This is a genomic window from Prosthecobacter gellanilyticus (genome assembly GCF_007992435.1).
GTDB classification, from domain to species: Bacteria; Verrucomicrobiota; Verrucomicrobiia; order Verrucomicrobiales; family Verrucomicrobiaceae; genus Prosthecobacter; species Prosthecobacter gellanilyticus.
Genome location: NZ_BKAG01000004.1, coordinates 26,563 through 51,359, shown reverse-complemented (window position 1 = coordinate 51,359; position 24,797 = coordinate 26,563). Strand labels below are relative to the sequence as shown.

Sequence of the window (24,797 nt, the reverse complement as noted above, 5' to 3'; positions counted from 1 at the left end):
GGAGGGCCGCCGAGAAGCGGCTCAGGGCGGGGAGGTGTTCCCTGGACTGATGACCTGGGTGGAACTCACCTTGGTGGGAAGCATGACGAGAGTGCCTGTGATGTTATTTACAGCACCGGTGGTGCCGGCGGTGAATCCAGAGGCCTGGGCATTGCTGGCCAGGGTGATGTTACGCCCTGTCAGCACCAGTCCGGCGGGAGACTCCTGCGAGGCGATGGGCATGGTCTGGGAGACTCCCGGTGCATTTGCCGCAGAGTAGGTCACCTCGTCACCATGCACGGTGGCAGCAATCAGCGGCCGCGTATTTTCCGGCGGATTCAGGTCCGGCATGATCACCGCCACTGGCTGGATGCCCTGATCGATGAGGCTCTGCCGGAGCTGCTCTGTCTGCTCCGGGGTCAACACGCCGGACTGGGGCAGCTGACCATCCGGCACCACATAAACGGCGAAGCCGGCCAGCTCCACGTCATCCTTTTGGTTACGCGAAGCCGCCATGAGGGTCAGCGCCTCCATCTGGCCGCGCGAGACCTGGGCCGTGCCGTCCTGGGCCACCGCGATGCCGAGCCGAGCCGCGTCATTCCACAGGGCGGTCAGGCTGGCCGCATCACTGGCCATCGGGGTGCCGTCTGCCAGCACAGCGCCAGCCAGCACGTCCGCGAGCACGCGCTTCTCGGCCACCTGAGGGAAGGTCCCCGGCATGAGCTGGAGCGTGATGCTGAGATCCGCCAGCTCCACCTCACAGCCAGCCAGAGCGGCCACGGCGCTCACGGCCTTCAGATACGGGATGCTGTCACTGTGAAACGTCACGCGGCGGCTCAGCGCTCCGGCGGGCACGGCCACCTGGAGTTGATCCAGCGGCAGGCTCTTGCGGTAGTCCGCCTCCACCAGAAGCTGGCGCAGCACGGACATGGCCTGACCCAGAGGCACGTTGTCCAGCGTCACTCCGCGAAGCCAGAAGCCATCCAGCCGGGTGGTCAGCGGCACCTCCACAAACTCCGGCCCTCCCGCCTGCCGAGGTTCCTGTGCAGCCATGCTGACCGGAGAAACCGGTACGGAGACGGCGTCAGGAGCCTGGCTGGTCGACGCGGGGGGGGCGGTGAGCATGTCCGCCGGCTTCACCGGCGCAGTGGCATTGGGAGCCGTCTTGGAAACCTTCGGTGTGTCCACCGCATCCGGCCAGAGCATGGCTGTGACCAGGCCGAGCAGAATGACCGCCGCCGCCATGGCAAAGGCGCGCACGGGCAGTTGCTGCTGGCCCGCCACCTGGCGTGCGGCGCTACGGGACGTCAGCGGCTGCGAGTGAGAGGTGGTGATGGGGTCGGAGCCAGGGCGCCGTGCCGGCACTGACAGCACCCGGCGGGCTTCTGCCTCCACATCCAGCGCCTTCACGGTGTCTGCCAGCAGGCCTTCAAACCTGGCCGCCGCACCAAAAGCCACCGCGCACTCCCGGCTCTCCGTGACACAGCGCCAGAAAAGCTCCGCTTCCTCGGTCGTGGCGGTGTCATTCAGCCAGCGGTCGAGGAGATCGGCAAATTCGGCACTGTCGGCCTTGAGTGGCATGCGGTGAGGTAAAAGAAAAGTTAGGATTCGAGGATCAGGCCGAGCCGGCGCTCCACGCAGTCGCGCAACTGACGGCGCAGGCGGCTCAGGGTCTGGTAGATGGCATCCGCGCTCAGACCCTGTTCAGTGGACATGCGCTCGATGCTGTGATTCTGGTGGTAGCGCTCGCGGATCAGACGTGCGCTACGCTCCGGCAACTGCTCCAGGCAGCGGTGCAGCGCCTTTTCGCGGTCTTTCCAGGGGGCCTCGGCCTCATCGGCATCAAAGCCATGGGCCAGCGCCTCCAGCGTCTCCGCCGTGCAGGACTGCGGCAGCTTTTCCCGCAGGCGGCGGTCCTCCATGATCTTGCGGATCGCGATGCCCCGTGCCCAGGCACCGAAAGGCCGGGCCGGGTCATAGAGCTCGAATTTTTTCCACAGGATCATGGCGACTTCTTGAAACACGTCCTCCCGGGTCACCACGTCTCTCACGGCAGCGCCAATAAAGGCCCGGAGATCCGCCTGCACAGCGAGAAAACGGGGCAAAAACTGGTCATGGCTCGGGTCGGACATGGAGTGGAGTCACCTCACTTTGCCAGACCTGACCTTTTTCTGACAGAAAATCTTCAACAGAACCTGCGAATCAGGATTCAGGAGCCTTCCTGACCCATAACCACTTCATCGCGATCACTCCGATCCACGGTGCCAATCCCGCGATCACCAGCCCCTGGTCATACGAGTGCGTGGTGTCTGCGATCCAGCCAAAGAGCTTGTGCAGCGGCGAGGTCACCGCCCAGACCCACATGCTCAGCAGGCCCGTCAGACGTCCCACATGATGCGCGCTCAGCTCCTGCACAAAACTGTAGTAGCACGGAAACAGCGCCAGTGCCCCTGCCCCGATGATCAGCAGCACCCCGAGCAGTGCCTGTCCTTTTTCCAAGGCCGGAATCAGCACACTGAGAGATGTCAGCAGACAAGCTCCGGCATACACCCAGCGGCGTGAATCATGCGCGCTGAAGCTCTTCTTCCTCACCAGCCAGAGGGAGACCACCCCGGCCATGAAACAGCCGACATCGGTGGAGATATAATAGGCCGACTGGAAGTCCAGCGCGGCCGCCTCCGTGTAGCCACGACCTGTCTGCAGGAACTTCATCATCCACACGCGGTAGATGTGCCACACGGTCTGTGTGCCCGTGATCAGCAGTGCGAGCGCCCAGAAGCTGCGGCTTAACAAAATATCACACAACGGAGCCTTCAGTGTGTCCTGAGCCTGCCTCGGCGCATCATCCAGCCCGCTGCCGCGCATCATGATGAGCCACACGGCCACCCAGGCCAGGCCGAAGACGCCCACGACCACAAACGCGGACCTCCAGGAGCCCAGCTCCTCCGTCATCAGCATCTTCATCACCTGCGGCGTGATGATCGCGCCAACGCTGGCGCCGCTTTGCAGCACGCTGTTCCCCATCGTGCGGTCTTTTTCATTCAGCACGGCAAAGGTGGTCTTCAGCGCGCAGGGCCAGTGACCGGCCTCGAAGAAGCCCAGCAGAGTCCGGCACACGAGCAACTGCTCGTAGTCCTTCGTCCATCCGGAGATCATCCCCATCACCGACCAGCCTGCGAGCACGCAAGGATACAGCCAGTAGATGCGCAGCCGGTCCGCCAGGAATCCAAACACCAGAGATCCCGCCGCAAAAGCCCAGCCAAACCACAGCTCAAGACTCCCGTAGTTCTGCTCGGTCAGCCCAAACTCCTTCGTCACGCGGACGGAAGCATTCGCCAGCGTCACGCGGTCCATGTAGTTGATCGTCGTCGCCAGCAGCAGCAGACCTGTGATCCACCATTTCCAGGATGAAGAGCGTGTAGAAGCCATGATGAAATGACGAAGACCTAAATACCCAATGACGAAGGAATGACGAAACACGAAATCCGAATGCCAAAGAGGAGATGAGGACTGGCGGGCTGATTGGATTTCGTCATGGGTTCTTCTTTCGTCATTCGGATTTACTCATTCGTCATTTCATCTCATCTCTTCCCAGATTTCATGGCTCGATCACAGTCGTATCAGAGCCATCCCCCGGATCATAGACCCATTCGTTCTTGGCGGAGTAGAAATACAAGCCAGGGTCCCAACCAAGTTTGATATGAATCTGATACCCATCACTGTCGCTGCCACTAAAGCTCAGTCGCGGGACATAATCTGATCCCGTTACTTCTTCCAGAAAGTGTTTCTCTTTCAGCTTCGGGGCCAGCTCATCGAAATGCTCAGGATAAACACGAGAATGCTGCCGGTGCTCTTCCATTGCCACCTGTAGCGGCTTGATGCTGTAGATGATCCTTCTCAGGTCACCGAGATCCCTGGGCTTGGATGGATCATAGCGCCTGCCGCCGATCCGCTCGAACTGCATTGAAAGAAAAAACACTGCGGCGATCACATTCGCCACAAGGCTGCCGATGAAGACGAACTGGCGAATTATCATCTCAGCGGCGCGCCTCCCTGCGTAAGCGCATTCGCCAGAATGCCATCCTCGGCCCTTGTTCTAACGAACGAGCCTGCCTCAAGAAAGTCATCCTTTGTCATGGGTGCTTCTTTCGTCATTCGGATTTACTCATTCGTCATTCCCTAGCCTTCCCAGCTAGCACCATCCCACGCGATCACTCTTTTCAGCATGGCCACGGTGCCGGAGGTAAACGCCTGAAACAACGCCTCGCCCTTCTCGGCGCTCGCAGTGGTGGGATCACCCACGTGACCTAGCTCGCTGCGATCATTCATGATCCAGCCGCGCGAGGCGGGCTCGAAAGCATTGCCAAATGGCACATTGCCGACCGTCTCGTGGCCCTTCACCAAGTGCGGGGCCAGGCGCAGCACCATGGAGGTCTCCCACTCGCAGGCGTGGCCCATCACCTGCTGCTGCAGGTCTGGATGCGCCTTCGCTGGTTCCACCACCAGATTCCAGTAGGTGGCAAAGAGCAGCAGCAGATCATTCCGCGCGCGATGCTTCTGCCTTAGCTCAAACACGGCCTGCTTTCCGGGCACGTCATTGCCGCCGTGACCATTGAGAATAATCAGCCGGCGGAAACCATGCGAGATGAAATTTTCCATCAGTCCGCACAGCAGATCAAGATACACTCTTGGTTCGGCGGACATCGTCCCCGGAAAATCCATGTGGTGGTGGGAGTTCCCCAGCCACTGCAGCGGGGCAAAGAGCACCTCCCTCTTCAATTCCAGCTCCGCCCGGCGGGCGATCTCGCCCATCAGCATCGAGTCCGTGAACACCGGCATGTGGCGCCCGTGCTGCTCCAGCGCCGCCACCGGAAACACCACCGGTGTGTCTTTACTTAAAGAGGCAATGTCAGGCCAGGTCAGTTCAGCGAGGAGCATGGGAGATGAGAGAGCATTACGCCATCAATCACCCGACCTTCACAATGAAATGATGGAGTTGATCGCAGGCGCCGAAGTCGCGGAGCGTCCTGGAGTGCGCCGGTCCTCCGGCGCTTTCGTCGGAGTGAGTGATCCACGAACCTCGGGAGAGCGAAATGCCCCGGCAGACTTGGTGAACAGCTTGTGTAAAGATTCTCATGCGGCCTTCAAGAGCGCCGGAGGACCGGCGCACTCCAGGACGCTGCCGCGCCTTCAACATCAAATCTCGACTCTCCCCCTTCAGTCCTTCGGCTTCACCGCGAAATCGCTGTCGTCCAAAGACCTCAGCACCAGCTCACGCGGCACGCAGAAGTCGTCCATCTCCACGCACCGCAGGATGCCGTCGGCGATGTGCTCGGGCTTCAGGAAGAGCTGCTTCGGGGCCTGGCGCTCGGAGGCGGCATCCCAGAAGGCGGTGTCCACACCACCGGGTAGCAGAGCGGTGACACGGATGCGATGCGCGGCGGCTTCTTCGGCAAGGCCTTGCGTGAAGCCACGAACGCCCCACTTCGCGGCGCAATACACGGTCTCGCTCGGGATGCCGCGCAGGCTGGCAGTGGAGATGACATTGATGATGTGCCCGCGCTTCTGCGGGATCATGGCCTTCAACGCAGATTGTGAACCGAGGATGGTGCCTTTCAAATTCACCGCGAGCATGAGATCAATCTCCGCCTCGCTGTAATCCTGGATCCAGCGATGCCGGGCAAGGCCGGCATTGTTCACCCAGATGGCGACAGGGCCGAGCTGCTGCGTCACCTTTGTGGTCGCAGCTTCCACCTCCGCACTGCGGGTCACATCACACTTCAAGGAAAGCACCTCGCCGAGCGGGCAGTCTTCGAGATCGAGCGAGGCCACCTTCGCGCCACGGGCGAGCAGCAGTTTCGCGGTGGCGAGGCCGATGCCCTTGGCACCGCCGGTGATGATGCAGACTTGGTCTTGGAGAGTCATGAGCCGCTCATTTGAGCCGGTGCCTCCTTCAACACAAGACCGAAGAAAGGACAAGCCCCCCGGATGCTTACTTTCGACATGACCGTGATCGAAAAAGAAAACTCCCTCCCAGGCTCAAGCGACTGGCAGCTCACCCGCATGCGCCTGGACAAGAGCGCGTATCGATCACCCTTCATTGAGGGTTACTGCTCCCGCCAGTCGGTGAAGGCTGGCGAGGTGCTGGACATCTTCGTCAGCACGAATCCCGCAGCGCGCTTCAAGATCGAGATCTTCCGCACCGGCTACTATGGCGGCAAGGGCGCGCGGCTCATGACAGAGCTCGGCCCGTTTGAGGGCACGGCGCAGCCTACTCCAGAGGTCGGTGAAAAGCGTCTGCGCGAATGCCGCTGGCAGAAGACCACCTCCATCACGATTCCGCAGGACTGGCTGAGCGGTGTCTATCTCGGCCGGCTCACTAATCTGCCTAACAACAAACAGGGAACTGAGAACCCTGAACCCTACTGGCAGAGCTACATTGTCTTCATCGTCACGGATGACCGCAAGGCAGACATCCTGCTGCAGTGCAGCGACAACACCTGGCAGGCGTATAACAAATGGCCGGACGACTACTCCCTGTACACCGACCCGAAGGGCAACCAGGGTTCCTCGGCGGACGTGAGTTTCGACCGCCCATATGCGAAGTATGCGCAGATCTACGACAATCCGCAGTCCGTGGGCAGCGGCGAGTGGCTCTGCTTTGAGTTCCCCATGGCCTACTGGCTGGAGCAGCATGGTTATGATGTCAGCTACTGCTCCAACAGCGACATGATCACGCCTGATCGTGGCTTGAAGTGCAAGGCCTTCATCAGCATCGGCCATGATGAGTACTGGGACATCCGCCAGCATGACAGCGTGGCCAAGATGCGAGATGAAGGTGTGAACCTGCTCTTCCTCTCGGGCAATTCCGTGTGCTGGGTGACGCCCTTTTCAGCGAATGCCGAGGGCGCGCCGAACCGCCGCATCTTCCGCGGCGGTCCCTATGGGGGTGACTACACTTATGCGGTGAATCGTGAGAAGAGATATGGGCCGTATCCGCATCGCGGACCGGATGAAGGCTACCTCATGGGTGTGCGCAACATCTCCCCCGTGAATGGTGGTGGCGACTGGATCTGCCAGAAGCCGGAGCACTGGGTCTTTGACGGCACCGGCATGAAAAAGGGTGACTCCGTCCCTGGTCTCATCGGCTGGGAGTATCATGGTGATGCACCGTCCGATCTGCCCGGGCTCGAGATCCTCGCCGGTGGCACCTGCTGGCAGAGCGGGGTGAACCCGCAGCAATGGCAGGCCGTGATTTTCAACGGACCGAAGGGCAATTTCGTCTTCAATGCCTCGACGATCTGGTGGGCGCAGGGCATGAGCAAACCTCCCGGTCACATGCCTGTGTGGAGCCACTACTCACGCCCGCATGGACCTGACAAACGTGTGCAGCAGATCACCGCCAATCTGCTCAAGCGCGCATTGATGTAATGCGGAAGGCTGGCACTCAGATGCCAACAACAAAACTGCCCGCGAACAGAGTCCGTGGGCAGAATTGGTTAGGCGGTCACATCGAAGGCGCCTTTGTTATGATCCAGGAAGACTTCCCAGTCGCGCACCTGGTAGGTGTTGCGGATGAGCTGGCTCACGGGGATCTCACGTGGGGCTGTGGGGCGGCGCAGGAGCTTGAGACCAGCTTCGTCGGGCAGCTTGCTGCCCTTCTTGCTGTTCACCTTCTTGTCCGCGAGCACGCAGTTGTCCCAGGTGCTTTTGCCACCGCGGGAGACAGGCACGATGTGGTCGATGTTGCCCTCGTTCGGCTTGAGCTTGCGGCCGGTGTATTGGCACACACCACCATCACGCTCCCAGATGGCCTTGGCGCAGAATTTGGGGCGGCGCTTCGGCACTCTGTCAAACCGGGCCAGCACGAGCACGGTGGGCACGCGCACAGGACCGTGGACAGTGCCGATGCTATTGTCTCCAGAAGTCACGGGCAGGGTCATCCAGTCCTCAAAGGTGACGGGTGTCATGTCGTCATCGCCAGAGATTTTCAGGGCTGTGGCATTGCCGGTGGCCATCATGCTGAAGGCTTCGGCAGGGGTTTTGACGGCGATGGCCTGCCAGTTTCGGTTCAACACCAAAACGGTCGATTTATTCAGAACGTCACTCATAAGGGCTGGCTGAGAAAGTAAACTCGAGCATCACCACACGACATGAGCCGCGCAGCGGTGTTCGTTCTGGGACAACGAGGCTATGCAGCAGAGCTGCTTTGCCAAGTGCCAAGTTTGACATAAGTGAATTAAAAAAGGTTAGAATGTAACGATGAAGCACCGCGGATCAGTCCTCAGACTGGTCGCCTGCAGGGCACATTTTGACGATACGAGGCTGAAAGGTGCCCAGCACGTCCACGAGGTCGGTCTGGGCGGCCATGACGCTGTGGATGTCCTTGTAGACGCCGGGGACCTCATCGATCCCGGCACTGAGGAGCTCCACGCCAGCGGCGGCGAGCTGCTTTTTCACACCTCCCCAGGTGAAGCTCTGCTTCGCCTGGCTGCGGCTCATGACACGGCCTGCACCGTGGGAGGCGCTGTCCAGGGAGGCGGGTGCTCCCCTGCCCCGGACCACGTAACCGGGAGTGGCCATGGACCCGGGGATGATCCCGAGCACACCCGCTCCGGCGGGTGTGGCGCCTTTGCGATGCACGATGACCTCGCGCGCCACGCCATCGATCACATGCGTTTCTTTCCAGGCGAAGTTGTGATGATTCTCGATGTCGAGAATGACATCTGCCCCGGCCTTCTTGGCGATGCGTTTGTGAATGACGGCATGGTTCGCGGCGGCGTAGCGGCCCATGAGGTTCATGGCGGTCCAGTATTCCTGGCCCGCGCCTTCCTCAAAGCTGAGCCACGCGAGGTGTTTCAGCTCCTTCGGCAGATCTTCATGCAGATCCATGGCAATGCGGCTGTAGTGCTGGCAAACCTGCGCGCCTGCCCCGCGAGAGCCGCTGTGAGACAGCAGCGCGATGTATTCGCCCGGCGGGATGTCGGTGCCGGACTCCTTCAGCGCGGTGCTGTCATCCGCCGAGACGGTGAAGGCACCGAACTCAACGAAGTGGTTTCCCGAGCCGCTGGTGCCAAGCTGGTCCCAGGCCTTGTCGCGATGACGACGGGTGACGTGCGAGACATTCCAGTCCTCATCATCCATCACGTCATGATCACGACGCTCCTTGAACGCAGCGCCGATGCCGAAACGCGTTTCATTTTCCAGGATGTTCGCCAGACGGCCCTTCTGGCCCGCAATGGTGCTGGCCTTGATATCATAAACCGTTAGGCGCATGCGGCAGGCGATGTCGACACCGACCGCATAAGGGATGACACAGCCTTCCGTGGCGAGCACGCCGCCGATGGGCAGACCGTAACCGGTGTGCGCATCCGGCATCAGCGCCCCCGCGACCGCGACAGGCAGCGAACAAGCGTTCGCCATCTGCTGCACAGCCTGCGGATCGAGTCCAGATCCCCATTGGGACCAGGTCGCGGGCACCTGGCGCACAGGCACGCCGGGTGAGGTGAGAGTTTCAGAGTTCATGAAGTGGTGGGGACTGGGAGTCCTGGAGCTTTGGAGAAAGGGAGTGATGAGACGTGGGCACGAGGGTCCTGGGCAGCGGTGTTCGTTCTTTTTGGAGAATCACTTTCTGCCACCTCAGATGGCTCTCATTTTGGCAACTAAGGAATTGCCGACGCAACGCTAGGAGCTAATGCTCTATCTGGGATTAAATCCCGCACCTACTATGCTCACACTCTCTTTTGACTTAGCTGACGCCACCCCGAATGATCGTAATTACCTGCGATCTATGTTTGAGCGCTTCGGATGGAAACGCCTTGGTGGCAGTGTTTTCCGGTATAAAGACGAGAACAACGACGATTGGCTCAACCGCGTAGTCCCTTCAATTATGTTCTTCCGATCATTCATTGTGGAAAGAGATATTCATCTCAAGTTTTTCACAATTGATGCAAACAGCACTTCTTTCCTGGATCACAGCGATGAAGCCATTCCTCTTGGGGTGCCTCCAGAAACTGGGGCGGGTGTTCAGTTGGAGGAACCTACTAACAACCAATCTTCAGTTGGCACAATTCGCGACTTCATCGACGCCGCTTCCAATGCGACTCGATGACCTGCTCACATTGCTACATTAAAGCGGAAAAAAGTCCAAGACGCGTGCGGCACGCGGTGAAGCATGCCGCACGCGAAGTGGATGAACACGCGATTGGATTTGTTTGGAATCAATCGAGGAAGGCGAGGTTCTGACGGGCGGGAGCTTGGTGCTCCTCATTCATCAGCACGCGGCACCAGTCGTGAAGCACGATGGTATCGTGGTCAGGATGACGCACGGCACCACGGGCATACACAGCCGGGTTTCGGCGGAGCTGCTGCCAGGCCATGTTTCGCGCGGCTTCGTTGTGCTTGATCAGGTGGTTATACTGCACCTGCGTGATACCGCGTGGATGCTTGCGACTGACGTAGACGACTTCGCCACCGGTGCGGTAGATCTGCTCAACGAGGTGCGGCTTGCTGCCAGCACCACGGGAGAGCGGTTCATTCCGCAGGATGAGTTTTGGGTCGACGGTCAGAGGACGCTCCACGGGCAGGAAGAACCATTCACCCTGGCGGCGGAAGGCCGCGTTATGCCGGGTGTTGGCCTTGCGGGCATTCAGGCCCTTGCGAGCCTGGGCATGACGCACAGCGGCAGGTTTCAACGCTTCCTTGGCCTGCACCACGGTGGATGCGGTGCCTGGGACAGCGGCGACAAACCATTCGCGCTCGTCATGACCGCAGAGGAAGCGATCCTTGCGGGTGCCGTCCTCGTTTTTCACGAGGATGAGCAGGTGGCGGTCGTCTGCCTGTTTGTTCAACAGCGAGATTTCCACGGCCGCGAGGGCTGCGTCATCACCCCGAAGGGCAAAGAACTGCCCCTCGCGATCATGGCCGATATCAAGCGAGTAAGCGGTGGTCACCGAGCGGATTCCGCGAGTGAGCGGAGCCGGGGTTCCCACACGAAGACGTGCCCCGATGGATTCAAAGGCGCGTTCAAGATGTTCGAGTTTCATAAAGGAACTATCGAATCATCATCCGTGCTGGTTGTCCGCGAACGGACACGCTGGACGGATGTGACAGCGATCTTCCAGACAAGGGTGACGCCAGCGGGAAGACGCGCTGGCTAAGTGGGGTGGTATTTCATGTCGTTGGTTAGGTTGAGGTGAAGAAAGGGAATGGGAGTGATGGAGAAATGGAGTGATGGGTTTGAGACCCGACGCTCCAAGACTCCACCACTCCATGAATGCCGTGCGGTCAGAGCTCCACGGCCTCGATCATGCGGATGAGGGCGCGTGGGCGCGGAATCGAGCAGCTTGAGGGTATCCAACGTTTTATCGCTGAAGCCAGCGAGACAGCAGACCTGAGACTCTGGGAACTGCAGGGAGCCGTAACCCTGGAGGTCAAAGCTGAAGACCTTTGGCTGGCAGTGAAAGCGTGTCTTCCAGCGGCGGAAGGTCTCCACGGGCGCATGGTTTCCCACCCAGCCCTGCATGTCAGAGAGGATGATGATACGGTCATACGCGCGGATGGCCGCGTGGAAGATGGTGTGGAAGTTTGTGCCAGCGGCCTGCGCCTGATTTTGCAACCATTTGGCTAGGCTGAGCGTGCTGTCGCGCTTGTTCAAGGTGACGTATTTGGCGTCATCGCTGAAGAGCATGAGGTCAGCATCGTTTGCCTTCAAAAGGGTGGCGGCAAAGAGGGAGCCGATCTGCAAAGGGCGGCCGACCATGGAACCGGAGCCATCCAGCGCGATCAAGGTGCGGCCTGGAAAGGCGGGCACATTGGCGAGCGAGATGTCCACAGCATCACTGAGGGCGGCGAGCGCATCTGCAGCGCGTGGGAGCTGGCTGGCCTGCACGGCATCCAGAGCTGTCTGGAAACGGAAAGGCAGCACGAGCGAGCGGCGGATGAGCTTTTCATCACGCAGCATGGCGAGTGCGTCTGTGACCGCGTCCGGAGCGGACTCCAGGATGTTTCGCAGGTTCCGCAGGAGGGCGAAGTAGCCGAGCTTCCGCGTGCGGATGAGATCCGCCCAGGCATCGCGTTTCAGCGTGGCCAGGTCTTCCTCATTCTGCGCGGCAGCACCGGCCTGCGTGAGCCGTGTCTCCCATGTCTGGGCAGGCGCGAGCGTGCCTTTGACCAGCTTTCCGAGAGCCTCTGTGGCCGGTGGGTGAACGAGGTTCACGACATCGACCAAAGAGAGCTCAGCATTGTCCTTGCGGTATTTGGCGAGCTGATACTCATCAAAGCGCGAGAGGGCGCGGCCGAGACCTTTCTTGAGCGAATTCGGAATCACTTTTCCATGCAGGCCACGGTAACAGGCAAGGATCTCGATGGCGTCATCAGGACGATGCACGACACGGTCGTAGAAGCCCGCTGTCCATGTCTCGCCCTTCACCTGCTTCGCAAGCTCGGCGGCCGTGAGATGGCTCACGCTGCGCAGACCTGTTTCCTTGCGGGCATAGAGGGCTGCCTTGGCCACGAAGCGTTTGTCCTGCTGCTTGGAGATGAGGGCGCGCAGATGTGCAGCCGTGGCATCCCCACTGCGGTAGAACTCGTCCTTCAGCAAGGCGGTGAGCATGAGGGAAGCCAGCTCGAGCTTGGGCGTTTCAGTGAACGCCTCGCCACCAGCGAGATTATGCGCGTCTGCGCGTGGACGTTTCTTGAGGAAGTTAAACTTCATGGTCGGGAGTGGTTGAAGTGACGGTTGTGCCCTCGGGCCATGGCCCTTGGACTGCGGCAGCCTGCTGCCGCTTTGAGGTGTGGCAGCCCTGCTGCCGGGAAGGAGATCTGGTATGATTTCCTGTGTTTGCTGACGACCAGCAGGGCTGGCCTGGGGAAAGCGGCAGCAGGGCTGCCGCAGTCCAAAGCTTGCGCGATTGGCCGAACTAGAAATGTGGCCAAAGGACGAAGAGGAATCGCGGAGAAAGGCAGACAGGCGTCTAACTGTTTCCGCCGGGAATCGAACCCGGCTCCGGCTTTTGACCGAAGCCCACCGACTGGGCAGACGCGTGTTCAGTTTTGAGTTGAGCGAAGAAATCCTGTCTTCACTGCCGCGAAAGGGATGGAAATAGAGTCTGAGGAGAAAGAGCGGACAGGGAAATGATCTCCATCCCGACAAAGGATGGTTCGATCGTGGTTTCCATACCGAAGGAACCCTGGCCTCACTGCCTCAGGATTTGCGGAGAAAGATGAACGGAGTAGTGAACCGCCAGTTTCCCGGCGGTTCGGCTGGAGTCGAACCGGCTACATCTTGTTTATGGCAAGTGCTCTACCCAATGAGCTACGAAGGAACTCCGTTCTTACTGCCGCAAAAGGGGTTGGTCGGTCCACAGGGACATGCACCCTGCTATGCCGGTTAAAAGCCGGCTGCTTCGCTCTCTAAGCTTTAGACCGTGGAATGAAACTGGTGCTCATGGCAGGATTCGCACCTGCACTCGCGACGCTCTCGACGTCGTGTCTCTGCTGTTGGACTACATGAGCATAAATGATTCGTTAGGCCGAATGAGCGGCCGAGGTGAGAAGATGATGCGCTTTCTTCTCACCTCGGCTTCCCAGTCGCCCTCGAGGGCTTTGCGGATCCGACGGTTGGCCAGGCGGGTGAGTTTTTTCTGCCGCGGGTCGGGTCCATAACGCCAGCTTTCACCCAAGAGTGTCTTGAGACGAATATTTCCACCGCTGCGAGTGAGGAAGCTTTCAATCTGTGCTTCGCGAGATTCCCGCTCTGGATCAATCAACCGTGCATGGTAGACATACTCCCGCTCAACGAAGAGTTCGAGCAGATCCATGCGACGAAACTTGTAGGAGTAGGTCTGATCATATCTGCCTTCGTTCACCAGGATCTGATGGAAGAAAATCTTCCACTGCTCAGGCCAGCCAAGTTCCTTCCAGCGATACTCCCGAATACCGTATGGAAACTGCGTGTTCTCGATCATCCTGCGCGCACGGCGCCTGCCGGATTTGAAAGTCTTCCGCCAATGATAGAGCCTGTGGTCAATGACCTGAAGGATGGTCTGCAGAACTGCGGCATCGTGACGATTGCGTGCCCTGGCCGTCAGACGCCAATGCCGCACCCAGCGAAGTGGGATGGGCGGGTTGAGCTGCACATACTGGACCGGCCTTCGCCAAAGTGCGTAGCGCTCTCGATGGATGGCCAGAAGCAGTTTGTCCCGGTGAAACTGGAGGTTTCGATGCATGCGTTGGTTGATGTTTAAAATGATGGCGACCCCGGCGGGACTTGAACCCGGCATTGCTCACTTGAAAGGCGAGTGTCCTATCCTTTGAACGACAGGGTCTGTTTGTTTGGAGATTGGCGGAACGTCGAGGGCATGCTCCTCAACCCGCACTTGGGCGGGACGATCTCATTAGCGGTGAGTCCCGGCTCGCTTGTCCGGTTGGCGTTCCTTAGTAGAACGAACTTTCCAGTTCGTTCAGCCACGAGCTGGAAAGCTCGTGCTACGTTTAAATGGCACTCCCGGAAGGAATCCCACCCTCAACCTCCGCGTTCGAAGCGCGGCGCTCTATGATTGAGCTACGGGAGCATTGTGATCTGGTGCCTGCGGTGAGAGTTGCACTCACACTGGGCCGCTTTTGAGGCGGAGGTCTCTGCTGTTGGACTACGCAGGCGTTGATGGCAGGAACTGATGTTCCGTGCCGTGGATGACTTCTGGCTCATCTCTAGTTTGCCGATCAAACCCCATTGGAATGGGGTGGTACGCCCAGAGGGTGCCTGAGACAGGACTCGAACCTGCACTGATCTCTCAACCAGATCCTAAGTCTGGCGCGTCTACCAGTTCCGCCACTCAGGCATGGTCGAATGAAGGAAGAAAGGGTGCCCATGGCAGGATTTGCACCTGCACTGGACCGCTTCTGAGGCGGGTGTCTCTGCTGTTGGACTACGTGGGCGTGAAAGTGGAAATGGCAGCCTCGGGCGGAGTCGCACCGCCAACCCTTCGCTTCAAAGGCGAATGCTCTGACTGATTGAGCTACGAGGCAGTCATTGAATTGGTAGGTCCGGCCGGGGTCGAACCGGCACGCTTCAGATTATGACTCTGATGCTCTGCCATTGAGCTACGGACCGATTTTAATTTTGAAACTGGTCGGATACCCCGGTGCCGCCCCGGGCGCTTCCTGCTCCCAAAGCAGGCGAGAACAGCTGGCTCTCTCGTATCCGATGAAACTGAAGAAACTGGACGTGCGCCCCGGATTGACTTCGTCTCCGCAAATTGGCGCTTCGCGCTTAGTGTCGCCGCTCTCGCGGCATGGCGGTCGCACCGGGTGGCGTGGTTTTGCAAACCACTGGCTCGACGACTTCACCATGCGCACGATGCTTTTTTATTTAGGCGACAAAGGAATAAATTGGTTCCCACAGCCGGTTCTGCCCCGGCACCGCCTCGTTCACAACGAGGAATGCTGCTGTTACACTATGCAGGGAATGTGAAAATAGAATGGCTCCCCCGGTGAGATTCGCGCTCACATGATCCGATTTACAAGATCGGTGCCTTCCAGGGCGGCATGGGCTGCGCCCATTTGCCCTTCGCTAAGTTGTGTCGCCCCGTTGGGGCTGAATTGGTGCTCTCGCGAGGAATTGCACCTCGAGCCTCCACTTTCGCAAAGTGGCGTGCAGATCTATTACACTTCGGGAGCTTGAAACGGAAATGGTGCGGCATGTCGGTGCTGCCCCGACACGCTCTGTTTGGAAGACAGACATGCTTGCTGTTACATCAATGCCGCGTGGAAAGTCGTGTTGGGATTAAGCCCGCATAAGGGTTGTGCCAGCGAATGGTCATGCAGTGATTTGCGTGGTGGTCACGAGCTGAAGCTCATGACTACTTTGGGTGAAAATGGCCGCCGGATTTGGTATCGCGCCAACCTTGTCCGGCCTTCAACCGGTCGCTCATCTGTCTAAGCCATCCGGCGGGATGGTCCTTCCGCGTGGTGACGCTCCACGGTCTGCCGGTTATCGACCGGCTGCTCTGCTGTTGAGCTACAGAAGGATGGACTCACTAACTAAAAATGGCGGAGCACCAGGGAATCGCACCCTGGACGCTGATGGACAGCGCAGCGGTTTTCGAGACCGTGTCCTCGTCTATGCCGGACGTGCTCCTTGTTAGGCATGCTGAAAAGCATGCGTTGTATACTTGCTGCTAAATTGGTACCCACACCAGGATTCGAACCTGGAACCTCTGCCGTTAGAAGCGGCGCGTGCAGACTCTCCGTTACACCTTGTGGGCTTTTGAAAACTGGCTCCCCGGCGTGGATTGCCTTCGGCCATGCAATTTGGCTTCGCTTGAATAGTTGCGCTATCGCGCATGGCATTCGCACCACGACGATCGGCGTAACAGGCCGACAGGCTACTTTACCTCACGAGGCATTCTGAAACTGGTGGACGAGGACGGTAACGCTCCGTCTCCTGCTGTGTGCAAGACAGCTGTGCTACTTTAACACTTCAAGCCCTTGGAAAATTGAAACTGATCTGGCGGTCGCGACGGGTGCTGCCCCCGCTGTCTCCTCCCTGACAAGGAGGCGAGTCTGCTGTTCTTCTTCACGACCGGAAAAATTGGACGCAGGGATGGGAGTTGCACCCACGAAGACCGGCTTATGAGACCGGGCAGAGCACTGGCTCTCCCTGCAATTTGGAAATGGAATGGAATGGTGCGGCGTCACGGTAACGCTCCGTGTCGGCTCGGTGGCATCGGGGTTACAGCCCGTGTCGCGTCTTTAACGAACTACCGCCGCGTTGATTTTTCTGTCTCTGTTAGGCGGTGTGGCCATGGAGCGCGTGTGTTGTGTGACACAGCCTACCCGCCTAACCCGTGTGGCGAGGTGATCCTGTGCTGTGCCGGGCATGGGGCACACGCGCTCCATGAAAGTGTGATATCTGGTTGTGGTTGAGAACGGCAACTTCTCGCGCACCTGCGGGTGCGCGGGGATGAGATATGAGATGAGACCTCGGCTGATCCGGTGGTTCTCATTCGCTACGCTCATTTCACCGGCTAATCTCTCTCGAGCCTCCGGCTCGCCGATCTGGTTTAAATGGCACGGCGGGTGGGTATCGCGCCCACATCTGCGGGTTTTGGAGGCCCGTGCATTGCTTGTCTGCCACCGCCGTTTTTAGCTTCATGGGTTGGGTTTCCTGAGATGAGCTGGCTCTGCGTTTGTGCACAGAGATCGCCTGGAAGAGTGAGGGTGTTTTGTGCGAACGAGAGCGGTGTCGACGACGCACGGTGGCCCGAGCGTCTCTGCCCTGAGCTTTACCCATAAGTTTGCACGTATTGATTGTACTCTTCGAGTGCGGGGTATCCTCGGACGGGTGCCTCCACTTCCCATTCGTCCATCTCGCCCGCGTGCTCTGCCAGTCTTCGTTCAAGCCCCTGAGTCAGAAGCAGTGGCCAGAGCCAGGGCGCAGGCCAATGCGGAGTGGGCCTTCAACGAGCTCGGCTCCATTGATCTAGGTGACGCGCGCAGCAACCGGCGCATGGTCAGCTTCCTCAGCCACATGCTCAACTCTCCCGGCATCTCCATCCCTCAATTCGCCAGTTCTGTGGCCGAGGCCAAGGCCTTCTATCGTCTGCTGGATGCCGAGACGGTCACCGACACCGTGCTGCTCGATGTCCAGCGCCAGGCCGTGCTGCGCCGTGCCATGCACAGCGGCTGCCGTGTCCTGCTCGCCATCCAGGATACCACCACCTGCAACTACGACACGCATCACTCGCTGGATGGCCTGGGTGCGATCTCCAGCAACCAGCTGCGGGCTGACTTCCAGGGCCTGCATGTGCACAGCACGCTTCTCACCGCCGCCGATGAGGACGAGGTCTTCGGCCTGCTGGGAGCCAAGATTTATGCGCGCAAGGCGCTGCGCAAAAAGCAAACACCGGGCACACGCAACCGTGAGCGCATTGAGGACAAGGAAAGCATCCGGTGGCTGGAGAGCCTGGAGCTGGCGCGGCAAGCCCGGCAGTGGCTGCAGGAGTTGAGCGCACAGCCAGCGTAGATCCTCAGCGTGGGAGACCGGGAGGCGGACATTTATGAGCTGCTGGTGCAAGCCCAGCAGCATCGTGAGCAAGGCGTCGCACTGCTGGTCAGGTCCCAGTACAACCGCACGCTGGCCAAGCCCAAGCCAGGACAGGAGGAGCAGGAGGAAGAGGAGGCGCAGATGTGGAGCCGTCTTGCGCAGAGCGAGCCTGCGGGCAGCCACACGTTGCAACTGCCGCGCAGCCAGGGCCAGAAAGCGCGTGGTGAGGTCACGCTGAGCGTGCGCTTTGAGCGCGTCACCATCGCGGTGCCCAAACACAAGGCGAAGTATCTGAAGATGGACACCGTGGTTGAGGCCAGCATCGTGGAACTGCGCGAGGAGAACGCCCCGAAAGGCAAAGGCATCTGCTGGCGGTTGCTGACCACGCTGGAGGTGGACAGCCTGGAGGGAGCCATCCAGCTGGCCGGGTGGTATGCCAAGCGCTGGCAGATCGAGGAGTTCCACCGCATCTTGAAGACAGGATGTCGGGTGGAGGAGCGGCAGATGCGTCAGCTGGAGCGGCTCAAGCCGATGATGGTGCTGGACATGCTGGTGGCGAGCCGGATCATGGGGATGAGCGCGGCGGCGCGGCAGAGGCCTGAGAGTCCAGCCACAGACTGGCTGGATGAGGACGAGGTCAACGCGCTGGAGGCGTATGTGAACCACGGAAAGAAGCGAGCAAAGAACGCGCCACCGATGACTTTGGGAGAAGCGGTGAGGAACATCGGCCGGCTCGGCGGACATCTTGGACGCAAGGGTGACGGACATCCCGGAGCGCAGACGTTGTGGATAGGCCTGAACAAACTGGACCTCATCACGGAGGTCTGGCGCAGGCTTAACCCCCAACCAACTTATGGGTAAAGCTCAGGTCTCTGCCACCGCACTCCGGGACGCTGTCGCGACTTCGGCGCGGCCGTTTGCACTCTGCACTCTATATAGGGAGATGATCTGCTCAGGAGCCGTCCAACCATGAAAGGACACAGAGACGGTCATGCCACTGCTAACGGATTCCCCCGAACCCACGCAACCTATCCAACTATACCGTGGCTCTGTGCCCTTTCATGGCTGGTCATGCTTATAGGACCGGCTCTAGAAACGCTTGTTTCGAGAGGCGATCATGATGACCAACCATAAAGAACGAACACCGCTGCCACGCACTCGGATGAAGCTAGTTCACCTCTGGCGTCGCACCCGCAGGCGTTTTCACGGCGGATGTTTCGGTGTTTATGGCACACCTCCCGGGAAGCCGTTTCGTGATGTCTTTTTCGGGGCATAAAGGCCCCTCTTTCCGAAGCCTTGGCTTAGGAAATAGATTTATCGATGAGATGGCCATGGTTGACATCGGGGAGGAAGGGTGCGACCTATGAAAAGGTCACGCTCTGGGTTTTCAATGACTCCTCCGGGAGTCGTCCAAGGCTGGATCTCGCCCCGGTATCTGCTGCAAACAGGTGCCGGGGTTTTTGTGTTAAAGGGTCAACCGTCTAGGTTGAGAGAAAGATGGGTGAGTTTGGATGGAAAGGGTTGGCTGGGCAGGATTTCAGACCAACAAAAAGCCCTGCTTGCGTCTTCGGCGAGCAGGGCTTTCTCTGGGAAAAGCTGGTATTAAACCGACAGTCAGGACTGTCTCTGCTCGTGTGCCTCCGGGCTCGGGTTGCTCCAATCACGACCCATCAAAATCTGGGTCTGGGCCGTTCTTCCGAACCGACCATGCAGAGCAACCTCGCAACGCTCGAAGAGCGCTTTCGCGGCGGTTGTTGATGGTAGATAGGATTTCATAGCTTGTGGTGAAGGTGCGATGATTCTGACACGGGCCTTTAGAACCGTCAAACACAAAATCAAAAATTTTATTAGAGCCGGGCTTTTGAAAACGACTCTCAAAAACCCGGCCCTAGGGATCATTGAAAAGCTTTCTCCAGAGCCTCCACATTGGCCTTCATGACGGTGATGAAGTCGCCGGAGTCAGGGACGTTGCCACAGGGATCGAAGACGAGTGATTTCACGCCGATGGCATCAAGTTTGGCCACGCTCTCCTTCGCGGGCTCGCCTTCCCAGATCATCCACTTGGCGGGATGTTTGGCGAGGATGGCCTTGAGATCTTCGATGGCCTTGTCATCAGGCACGGTCTCAGGTTCCCACAAAACGGACTGAAGGTTTAACGAATAATGCCGAGCGAAATAATGGTACACCGGATGTGATGCCACGAGCGGGGCGCCATTGATGCGCTTGCCGACGGCTAACAAACGTTGATCCAAGGATTCAAGGTCGCCTTTCAATGCGGTGAAGGCTGCTTTCATGGATTCCGAGGAGCCTACGGGAGCCACGGCCTGCAGTGCATCTGACACAGCGGAAGCTTGCTGGATGGCCTGCTGCAGATCAATCCAGGTGGTGAAGGCGGTGCCGGCGTGGCTGTGCTCGCCACCTGGGCCGTGACTGTGTGTGGTGTCTGATTTGATCTCGATGAACTTGTCTGCGAAGGCGGTGGAGGTGTCCGTGATCTTGGCTTCTGGAAGCGTGGCCTTCTCCGCCCACTTGGAATACGTGGCGCCATTCATGAGGATGAGGTCAGCGCTTTGATATTTGGCGATGGTGGCATCATCCGGCTGCCAGAAGGCGGGGTCTTCATCTCCCGGTGCGGGGAAGTGCACCTCCACATGATTTCCACCGATGCGCTCCGCGAAATATTTGAGCGGGTAGTTGGCCACGTAGACCTGGGGTTTGCCGGACTTGCTGACGGATGCGGAGTTGAGCCTGGCCTGGTTTTCCTTGCCGCAGGAGGCGAGGAGGACCAAGGGAAGCAGGAGGAGGGAATGGCGGCGGTTCATGCGTGTGAGTGCATTCTACGTTCCGCGCGCTTGGAGCTTCCAGATATATCTTGGCGAATGCGGGGAGCGCGCTTCATAGTCACGGCCATGTCCCCCGCTCTGATTCTCGATGCTGTCGTCCTTCTCGCCTACTTTGGGCTGATCATGTGGATCGGCCTTTCGCAGCGGAGCAAGAGCGGATCCATGGAAGGCTTTGCGCTGGGTGACCGGCAGATTGCCTGGTGGGCGGTGCTGGCATCGATCCTGGCGGCGGAGATCAGCGCGGGCACGTTTTTTGGCGCTCCGGGCGAGGGCTATGCGCTGCGCAATTTTACGTATATCCAGCTCATCGTGGGGTATCTGCTGGCGCGTGTGGTGGTGAGCGCAGTGTTCATTCCAGCCTACTACCGGCATGGTGTGGTGAGCATTTATGAGTTTCTCGGCACGCGCTTCGGGCCGGTAACGCACAGGCTTTCTTCCGGTGTGTTTTTGGTGACTCGCCTGCTGGCCAGCGGCACGCGTCTTTGGGTGCCGACGATGATCCTGGTGATCATCTGGCATCTGCAGCATCCGGGGCAGGCGATCTCCCCCTCGACCGAGTTCTGGCTCACAGCGGTGGCGCTGGTGTTGGTGACTCTGGCGACGGCGGTGTACACGACGCTGGGTGGCATTCGCGCGGTGATCTGGACGGATGTGATCCAGATCGGCGTGCTGGTTTGCGCGCTGAGCTTTTCACTGATCTATCTGCTGGGTCACATCCCCGGCGGCTGGGATGGCGCGGTGGCGATGCTCACGGGGCCGAAGGACCTGGCGGTGTGGGATCTGGGCCTGAAAGAAGGCGCGGGCTTCTGGGGGAATGTGAAGCATGTGCTGGAGCAGGAGTACACCATCTGGGCGGCCTTCCTGGGCTCCACCTTTGTGACGCTGGCCACGCATGGCACGGACCAGGACATGGTGCAGCGCATGCTGACGGCAAAGAACAAGAAGCAGAGCGCGATGGCGACGATCCTCTCCGGGGTGGCGGATGTGCCGATCACACTGGTGGTGCTGGGCATCGGCATCCTGCTGTATGTCTTCTACCAGCAGAATGTGGACGCGATGCTGCCGAAGAGCGCGACGGGTGTGGTTTCCTCCAACAAGGTCTTCCCGTATTTTGTGCTGACGGTGATGCCGGCAGGTCTGCGTGGACTGGTGATCGCCGGGGTGCTGGCGACGACGATGGGCTCTCTTAGCACGGCGCTGAACTCCCTGGCGACGAGCTATGTGCGTGACTTCCACTTCCGCTGGTTTGGCGAGCCGAAGACGGATGAGGGCAAGGTGAAGGTGCTGCGCTTTGGCACGGTGCTGTTTGCCACGCTTCTGGTTTCCGTGGCGCTGGCGACGGCTTGGGTCACGTCCCACAATCCGCAGTTGCGCATCCTGCCGATCATTTTGGGCATCTTTGGTTATACTTATGGATCACTGCTGGGCGTGTTCATGACGGGGCTCTTCACCCGCACGCGTGGGAATGATTTTGGCAATGTAATTGCGATGATCGCCGGGTTCGTCGTGGTGGCCTACATGAGCGGGCTGGACACGGATGTGATGCACCTGTTTGGAGCGAAGGGGATCAGTCGTCCGGAGTGGATGCCGGTGATTGAGTTCCCGTGGCGGATCATGTTTGGGACGATGACGACCTTTGCGGTGGCGATGATGTTCAGGACGCCGCTGGAGAAGCAGGAGCACCGGTATCTGGCGGAGCGGTGATGCGTGGAGGTGTGGACCGTTTCCAGACAGTTTTTACCACTGATGGACACTGATGAGGACTCATGACCAAGCCGTTTGAGGACGGTGGTGGCGTGTGTGCGAGGTGGCTGAGTTTGAAGATTTTTAACCGCTGATAGGACGCTGATTAGACGCTCATAAAGGCCGGTTTGAGGGATTGGATATTAGCGTCTTATTAGCGGTTAAAAGGATTCTGAATCAGTGAGCGCATGCATGGCGGAGGTGTTTTGCAGGCGTTGGAGTGAAGGCTTTAGCCGATCTGGGGTTTGGGGAATCTTATGTGGAGTCGTAGTGACGGGGAATCGCCTAAAGGCTGGACTCCAACGTGAGATGGCGTGCACGTTGGGAAGACGAGAAGGTTGGTTTTGAGCGGCCTTCGATTGAGGTGCTCGCGCGTCGGGGCGCTGCGCGAAGTTCATTAGGCAGCGCGTCGCAACATCACGCGTCATAAGCGGTGTCGACGACGCACGGTGCCCCGTGCGTCTCTGCCACCGCACTCCGGGACGCTTCGCGACTTCGATGCACAAAAAAGGCGGCTCCGGGTGGAGCCGCCTTTGTTGGATGATTGATGGTTAGGTCAGGCAGGATCAGACGATCCAGTCGCCGCGGTAGTCGCGGGTGAGCCACTTGGGGTCACCGCCTTCGGCGAAGGTGCGCTCTTTGTTGTTCCACTTGAAGCTGGTGCCGCTGTAGTAGGACATGTTCATCAAGTGGCAGGAGATGACGGTGGTGGCACCGACGGCGACGTCACAGATCGGACGCTCGCGGGTCTTGATGCTGTTGAGCCAGTCGTCGTGGTGGTTTTTGCTTTCGTAGAGCTTGACCTTGGCATCCTTGAGGAACTCGCGCTCGGTGAGCACGACTTCGCGGTCGAGGGAGGTGCCTTTGTCGACTTCCTTGTCCATGAAGCCGTGGACTTTTTTGCCGCCGAGCCAGAGCTCGAACTTGCCGCGGTTCACGTGGACCTCGCCCTCGGTGCCGTAGAAGGAGACGCCTTTGCCTTCACCGTGGGTGAGGACGACGCCGTTCGCATACACAAGCTGCGCGCCGCGCTTCTTGTCCACGCCTGCGCTGCGGACTTCGACGGGGCCGCTGTCGTCGACGCCAAGGCCCCACTGGGCGATGTCGATGTGATGCGCGCCCCAGTCGGTGATCATGCCGCCGCCGAATTCGCGGGTGTTACGCCAGGCGGGGAAGTGGTTGTGCACGCCGCGTGGGCTGAGGATGCTGTTGTAAGGCTTCAGCGGACCTGGGCCGCACCACATGTCCCAGTCGAGGCCGGGTTCAGCGGGCTCTTCCTTGAGATTGTAAACAGGGGCGGGATCGCCAAAAGAGGTGGTGATGGTCTTCAGTTCGCCGATGACGCCGTTGCGGACGAGCTCACAGGCGATGCGGAATTCCTTGCTGGAGCGCTGCTGGGAGCCGGTCTGGAAGATCTTGCCGCTGTCACGCACGGCTTTCGTCAGCGTGAGAGCTTCGTGCACGTTGTGCGTGAGAGGTTTCTCACCGTAGACGTCTTTGCCGGCCTTCACGGCGGCGATGCCGATGAAGGCATGCCAGTGGTCCGGGGTGGCGATGACGACGGCGTCGATGTCCTTGCGGGCGAGGAGCTCGCGGAAGTCTGCGTAGGCATCACAGCCTTTGTAGCTGCCGTCTTTTTTCTCGCCGTAGCGTTTTTCGACGGTGGCCTTGGCGTTGTTGCGGCGGTTGGTGTCGACATCACACACGGCGGCGACGTTGACGGTCTCGCGGCCCAGGAAGTTTCCGAGGTGGCCGGAGTTCATCTTGCCCATGCCGATGAAGCCCACGTTGATGCGGGAGTTCGGGGCGGTGTCAGCGGACCAGACGCGGGAGGGGAGGATGAACGGGGCGGCCACGGCGCCTGCGGCGGTGGTCAGAAAGGAACGACGGGAAGGGTTGGACGATGGGTTCATGGTTTCTCTTTAGCTTTTCGGATCGAAAACGGGCATAACCATACGCAACTGGGCGGGGTTTCGTGCACGGGGAGGCTATTTATGATTTACGATTTATGATTTATGATTTCGAGGGGGAGTTCGCGGTGTCCAAAGGGTCCGCTTGGGTCCGTTTTCGGAGGTGCGTAGTTGGTGGAGAGTGCGGGGCTATGAATGACTTTTTCACAGGAGGTTTGGAGAGCCTTGGGCCTAGGCTGCGGACTCTCGAGGAACCGGGGCGGCTGGGCCAGAGAG

The 24,797-nt window shown here is 59.3% G+C and carries 18 protein-coding genes and 11 tRNA genes; 5 read left to right on the top strand and 24 right to left on the bottom strand.

What is annotated here, in order from left to right; translation table 11 throughout:
- Positions 1-21: 21 nt before the first annotated feature.
- The 6 genes from BGE01nite_RS04315 to BGE01nite_RS04290 all read right to left on the bottom strand — a co-directional run bounded on the left by BGE01nite_RS04315 (position 22) and on the right by BGE01nite_RS04290 (position 5,904).
- A complete protein-coding gene (locus BGE01nite_RS04315; protein ID WP_146849036.1) occupies positions 22-1,560 on the bottom strand; it encodes a hypothetical protein in 1,539 nt (512 codons plus the stop codon).
- Positions 1,561-1,580: 20 nt separating this feature from the next.
- Positions 1,581-2,111 carry a sigma-70 family RNA polymerase sigma factor gene (locus BGE01nite_RS04310; protein WP_146849035.1) on the bottom strand — a complete coding sequence of 177 codons (531 nt, stop codon included), beginning with the start codon at positions 2,109-2,111 and terminating at the stop codon, positions 1,581-1,583.
- Between the two features lie 70 nt (positions 2,112-2,181).
- On the bottom strand, positions 2,182-3,408 hold the full coding sequence (locus BGE01nite_RS04305; protein ID WP_146849034.1) for an MFS transporter: 1,227 nt from the start codon (positions 3,406-3,408) through the stop codon (positions 2,182-2,184).
- Between the two features lie 169 nt (positions 3,409-3,577).
- Entirely contained in the window at positions 3,578-4,015 is a 438-nt protein-coding gene (locus BGE01nite_RS04300) for a hypothetical protein (protein WP_146849033.1), read from the bottom strand.
- Positions 4,016-4,158: 143 nt separating this feature from the next.
- Complete coding sequence (locus tag BGE01nite_RS04295) at positions 4,159-4,917, bottom strand: creatininase family protein (RefSeq protein WP_146849032.1); 759 nt, start codon at positions 4,915-4,917, stop codon at positions 4,159-4,161.
- Between the two features lie 279 nt (positions 4,918-5,196).
- Complete coding sequence (locus tag BGE01nite_RS04290; RefSeq protein WP_146849031.1) at positions 5,197-5,904, bottom strand: SDR family oxidoreductase; 708 nt, start codon at positions 5,902-5,904, stop codon at positions 5,197-5,199.
- A gap of 78 nt (positions 5,905-5,982) precedes the next feature.
- On the opposite strand from BGE01nite_RS04290, the gene BGE01nite_RS04285 reads away from it, so the two are divergent.
- Entirely contained in the window at positions 5,983-7,410 is a 1,428-nt protein-coding gene (locus BGE01nite_RS04285; protein ID WP_218032891.1) for a N,N-dimethylformamidase beta subunit family domain-containing protein, read from the top strand.
- 68 nt (positions 7,411-7,478) lie between these two features.
- Here the strand turns inward: BGE01nite_RS04285 and BGE01nite_RS04280 are convergent, their stop codons facing one another.
- A complete protein-coding gene (locus BGE01nite_RS04280) occupies positions 7,479-8,090 on the bottom strand; it encodes an HNH endonuclease (RefSeq protein ID WP_146849030.1) in 612 nt (203 codons plus the stop codon).
- Positions 8,091-8,256: 166 nt separating this feature from the next.
- Positions 8,257-9,504, bottom strand: a complete 1,248-nt coding sequence (locus tag BGE01nite_RS04275) for an RtcB family protein (RefSeq protein ID WP_146849029.1) — start codon at positions 9,502-9,504, stop codon at positions 8,257-8,259.
- A 202-nt stretch (positions 9,505-9,706) separates the two neighbouring features.
- Between BGE01nite_RS04275 and BGE01nite_RS04270 the strand changes: the two genes are divergently transcribed.
- Positions 9,707-10,090, top strand: a complete 384-nt coding sequence (locus BGE01nite_RS04270; RefSeq protein ID WP_146849028.1) for a hypothetical protein — start codon at positions 9,707-9,709, stop codon at positions 10,088-10,090.
- A 109-nt stretch (positions 10,091-10,199) separates the two neighbouring features.
- Here the strand turns inward: BGE01nite_RS04270 and BGE01nite_RS04265 are convergent, their stop codons facing one another.
- The 14 genes from BGE01nite_RS04265 to BGE01nite_RS28880 form a co-directional block, all read right to left on the bottom strand.
- On the bottom strand, positions 10,200-11,024 hold the full coding sequence (locus BGE01nite_RS04265) for a hypothetical protein (RefSeq protein WP_146849027.1): 825 nt from the start codon (positions 11,022-11,024) through the stop codon (positions 10,200-10,202).
- 110 nt (positions 11,025-11,134) lie between these two features.
- Positions 11,135-12,694: a TROVE domain-containing protein gene (locus tag BGE01nite_RS04260; RefSeq protein WP_146849026.1), complete on the bottom strand. Its 1,560-nt coding sequence runs from the start codon at positions 12,692-12,694 to the stop codon at positions 11,135-11,137.
- A 724-nt stretch (positions 12,695-13,418) separates the two neighbouring features.
- A tRNA-Leu gene (locus BGE01nite_RS04255) sits at positions 13,419-13,494 on the bottom strand.
- Positions 13,485-14,207, bottom strand: a complete 723-nt coding sequence (locus BGE01nite_RS04250; protein ID WP_146849025.1) for a hypothetical protein — start codon at positions 14,205-14,207, stop codon at positions 13,485-13,487. The genes BGE01nite_RS04255 and BGE01nite_RS04250 overlap by 10 nt, the downstream gene beginning before the upstream one ends.
- Positions 14,208-14,230: 23 nt before the next feature.
- Positions 14,231-14,306, bottom strand: a tRNA-Glu gene (locus tag BGE01nite_RS04245).
- Between the two features lie 171 nt (positions 14,307-14,477).
- A tRNA-Arg gene (locus BGE01nite_RS04240) sits at positions 14,478-14,552 on the bottom strand.
- 9 nt (positions 14,553-14,561) lie between these two features.
- Positions 14,562-14,637: transfer RNA gene (locus BGE01nite_RS04235), tRNA-Leu, on the bottom strand.
- 100 nt (positions 14,638-14,737) lie between these two features.
- Positions 14,738-14,819 (bottom strand) — tRNA-Leu (locus tag BGE01nite_RS04230).
- 24 nt (positions 14,820-14,843) lie between these two features.
- Positions 14,844-14,916 (bottom strand) — tRNA-Leu (locus tag BGE01nite_RS04225).
- Between the two features lie 100 nt (positions 14,917-15,016).
- A tRNA-Met gene (locus tag BGE01nite_RS04215) sits at positions 15,017-15,091 on the bottom strand.
- Between the two features lie 489 nt (positions 15,092-15,580).
- Positions 15,581-15,657, bottom strand: a tRNA-Arg gene (locus tag BGE01nite_RS28890).
- A gap of 506 nt (positions 15,658-16,163) precedes the next feature.
- Positions 16,164-16,244, bottom strand: a tRNA-Arg gene (locus BGE01nite_RS04210).
- Between the two features lie 327 nt (positions 16,245-16,571).
- Positions 16,572-16,644: transfer RNA gene (locus tag BGE01nite_RS28885), tRNA-OTHER, on the bottom strand.
- Between the two features lie 403 nt (positions 16,645-17,047).
- Positions 17,048-17,122, bottom strand: a tRNA-Trp gene (locus BGE01nite_RS28880).
- A 276-nt stretch (positions 17,123-17,398) separates the two neighbouring features.
- Between BGE01nite_RS28880 and BGE01nite_RS04205 the strand changes: the two genes are divergently transcribed.
- Complete coding sequence (locus tag BGE01nite_RS04205) at positions 17,399-18,004, top strand: IS4/Tn5 family transposase DNA-binding protein (protein WP_170266580.1); 606 nt, start codon at positions 17,399-17,401, stop codon at positions 18,002-18,004.
- Between the two features lie 9 nt (positions 18,005-18,013).
- Positions 18,014-18,886, top strand: coding sequence for an IS4 family transposase (locus tag BGE01nite_RS04200; RefSeq protein ID WP_170266579.1), 873 nt, complete (start codon positions 18,014-18,016; stop codon positions 18,884-18,886).
- Positions 18,887-19,920: 1,034 nt separating this feature from the next.
- On the opposite strand, the gene BGE01nite_RS04195 is transcribed toward BGE01nite_RS04200, so the two are convergent.
- Positions 19,921-20,847: a metal ABC transporter substrate-binding protein gene (locus BGE01nite_RS04195; RefSeq protein ID WP_146849022.1), complete on the bottom strand. Its 927-nt coding sequence runs from the start codon at positions 20,845-20,847 to the stop codon at positions 19,921-19,923.
- A gap of 87 nt (positions 20,848-20,934) precedes the next feature.
- Here BGE01nite_RS04195 and BGE01nite_RS04190 point away from each other — a divergent pair, with 87 nt between their 5' ends.
- On the top strand, positions 20,935-22,572 hold the full coding sequence (locus tag BGE01nite_RS04190; RefSeq protein WP_170266578.1) for a sodium:solute symporter: 1,638 nt from the start codon (positions 20,935-20,937) through the stop codon (positions 22,570-22,572).
- A 605-nt stretch (positions 22,573-23,177) separates the two neighbouring features.
- Here BGE01nite_RS04190 and BGE01nite_RS04185 read toward each other — a convergent pair.
- On the bottom strand, positions 23,178-24,524 hold the full coding sequence (locus BGE01nite_RS04185) for a Gfo/Idh/MocA family protein (RefSeq protein ID WP_146849020.1): 1,347 nt from the start codon (positions 24,522-24,524) through the stop codon (positions 23,178-23,180).
- Positions 24,525-24,797 lie beyond the last annotated feature (273 nt).

Bases quoted from the DNA above. Each gene is read 5' to 3' on its own strand.
- BGE01nite_RS04315 (WP_146849036.1), bottom strand. From the start codon at position 1,560: ATGCCACTCAAGGCCGACAGTGCCGAATTTGCCGATCTCCTCGACCGC.
- BGE01nite_RS04310 (WP_146849035.1), bottom strand. From the start codon at position 2,111: ATGTCCGACCCGAGCCATGACCAGTTTTTGCCCCGTTTTCTCGCTGTG.
- BGE01nite_RS04305 (WP_146849034.1), bottom strand. From the start codon at position 3,408: ATGGCTTCTACACGCTCTTCATCCTGGAAATGGTGGATCACAGGTCTG.
- BGE01nite_RS04300 (WP_146849033.1), bottom strand. From the start codon at position 4,015: ATGATAATTCGCCAGTTCGTCTTCATCGGCAGCCTTGTGGCGAATGTG.
- BGE01nite_RS04295 (WP_146849032.1), bottom strand. From the start codon at position 4,917: ATGCTCCTCGCTGAACTGACCTGGCCTGACATTGCCTCTTTAAGTAAA.
- BGE01nite_RS04290 (WP_146849031.1), bottom strand. From the start codon at position 5,904: ATGACTCTCCAAGACCAAGTCTGCATCATCACCGGCGGTGCCAAGGGC.
- BGE01nite_RS04285 (WP_218032891.1), top strand. From the start codon at position 5,983: ATGACCGTGATCGAAAAAGAAAACTCCCTCCCAGGCTCAAGCGACTGG.
- BGE01nite_RS04280 (WP_146849030.1), bottom strand. From the start codon at position 8,090: ATGAGTGACGTTCTGAATAAATCGACCGTTTTGGTGTTGAACCGAAAC.
- BGE01nite_RS04275 (WP_146849029.1), bottom strand. From the start codon at position 9,504: ATGAACTCTGAAACTCTCACCTCACCCGGCGTGCCTGTGCGCCAGGTG.
- BGE01nite_RS04270 (WP_146849028.1), top strand. From the start codon at position 9,707: ATGCTCACACTCTCTTTTGACTTAGCTGACGCCACCCCGAATGATCGT.
- BGE01nite_RS04265 (WP_146849027.1), bottom strand. From the start codon at position 11,024: ATGAAACTCGAACATCTTGAACGCGCCTTTGAATCCATCGGGGCACGT.
- BGE01nite_RS04260 (WP_146849026.1), bottom strand. From the start codon at position 12,694: ATGAAGTTTAACTTCCTCAAGAAACGTCCACGCGCAGACGCGCATAAT.
- BGE01nite_RS04250 (WP_146849025.1), bottom strand. From the start codon at position 14,207: ATGCATCGAAACCTCCAGTTTCACCGGGACAAACTGCTTCTGGCCATC.
- BGE01nite_RS04195 (WP_146849022.1), bottom strand. From the start codon at position 20,847: ATGAACCGCCGCCATTCCCTCCTCCTGCTTCCCTTGGTCCTCCTCGCC.
- BGE01nite_RS04190 (WP_170266578.1), top strand. From the start codon at position 20,935: ATGTCCCCCGCTCTGATTCTCGATGCTGTCGTCCTTCTCGCCTACTTT.
- BGE01nite_RS04185 (WP_146849020.1), bottom strand. From the start codon at position 24,524: ATGAACCCATCGTCCAACCCTTCCCGTCGTTCCTTTCTGACCACCGCC.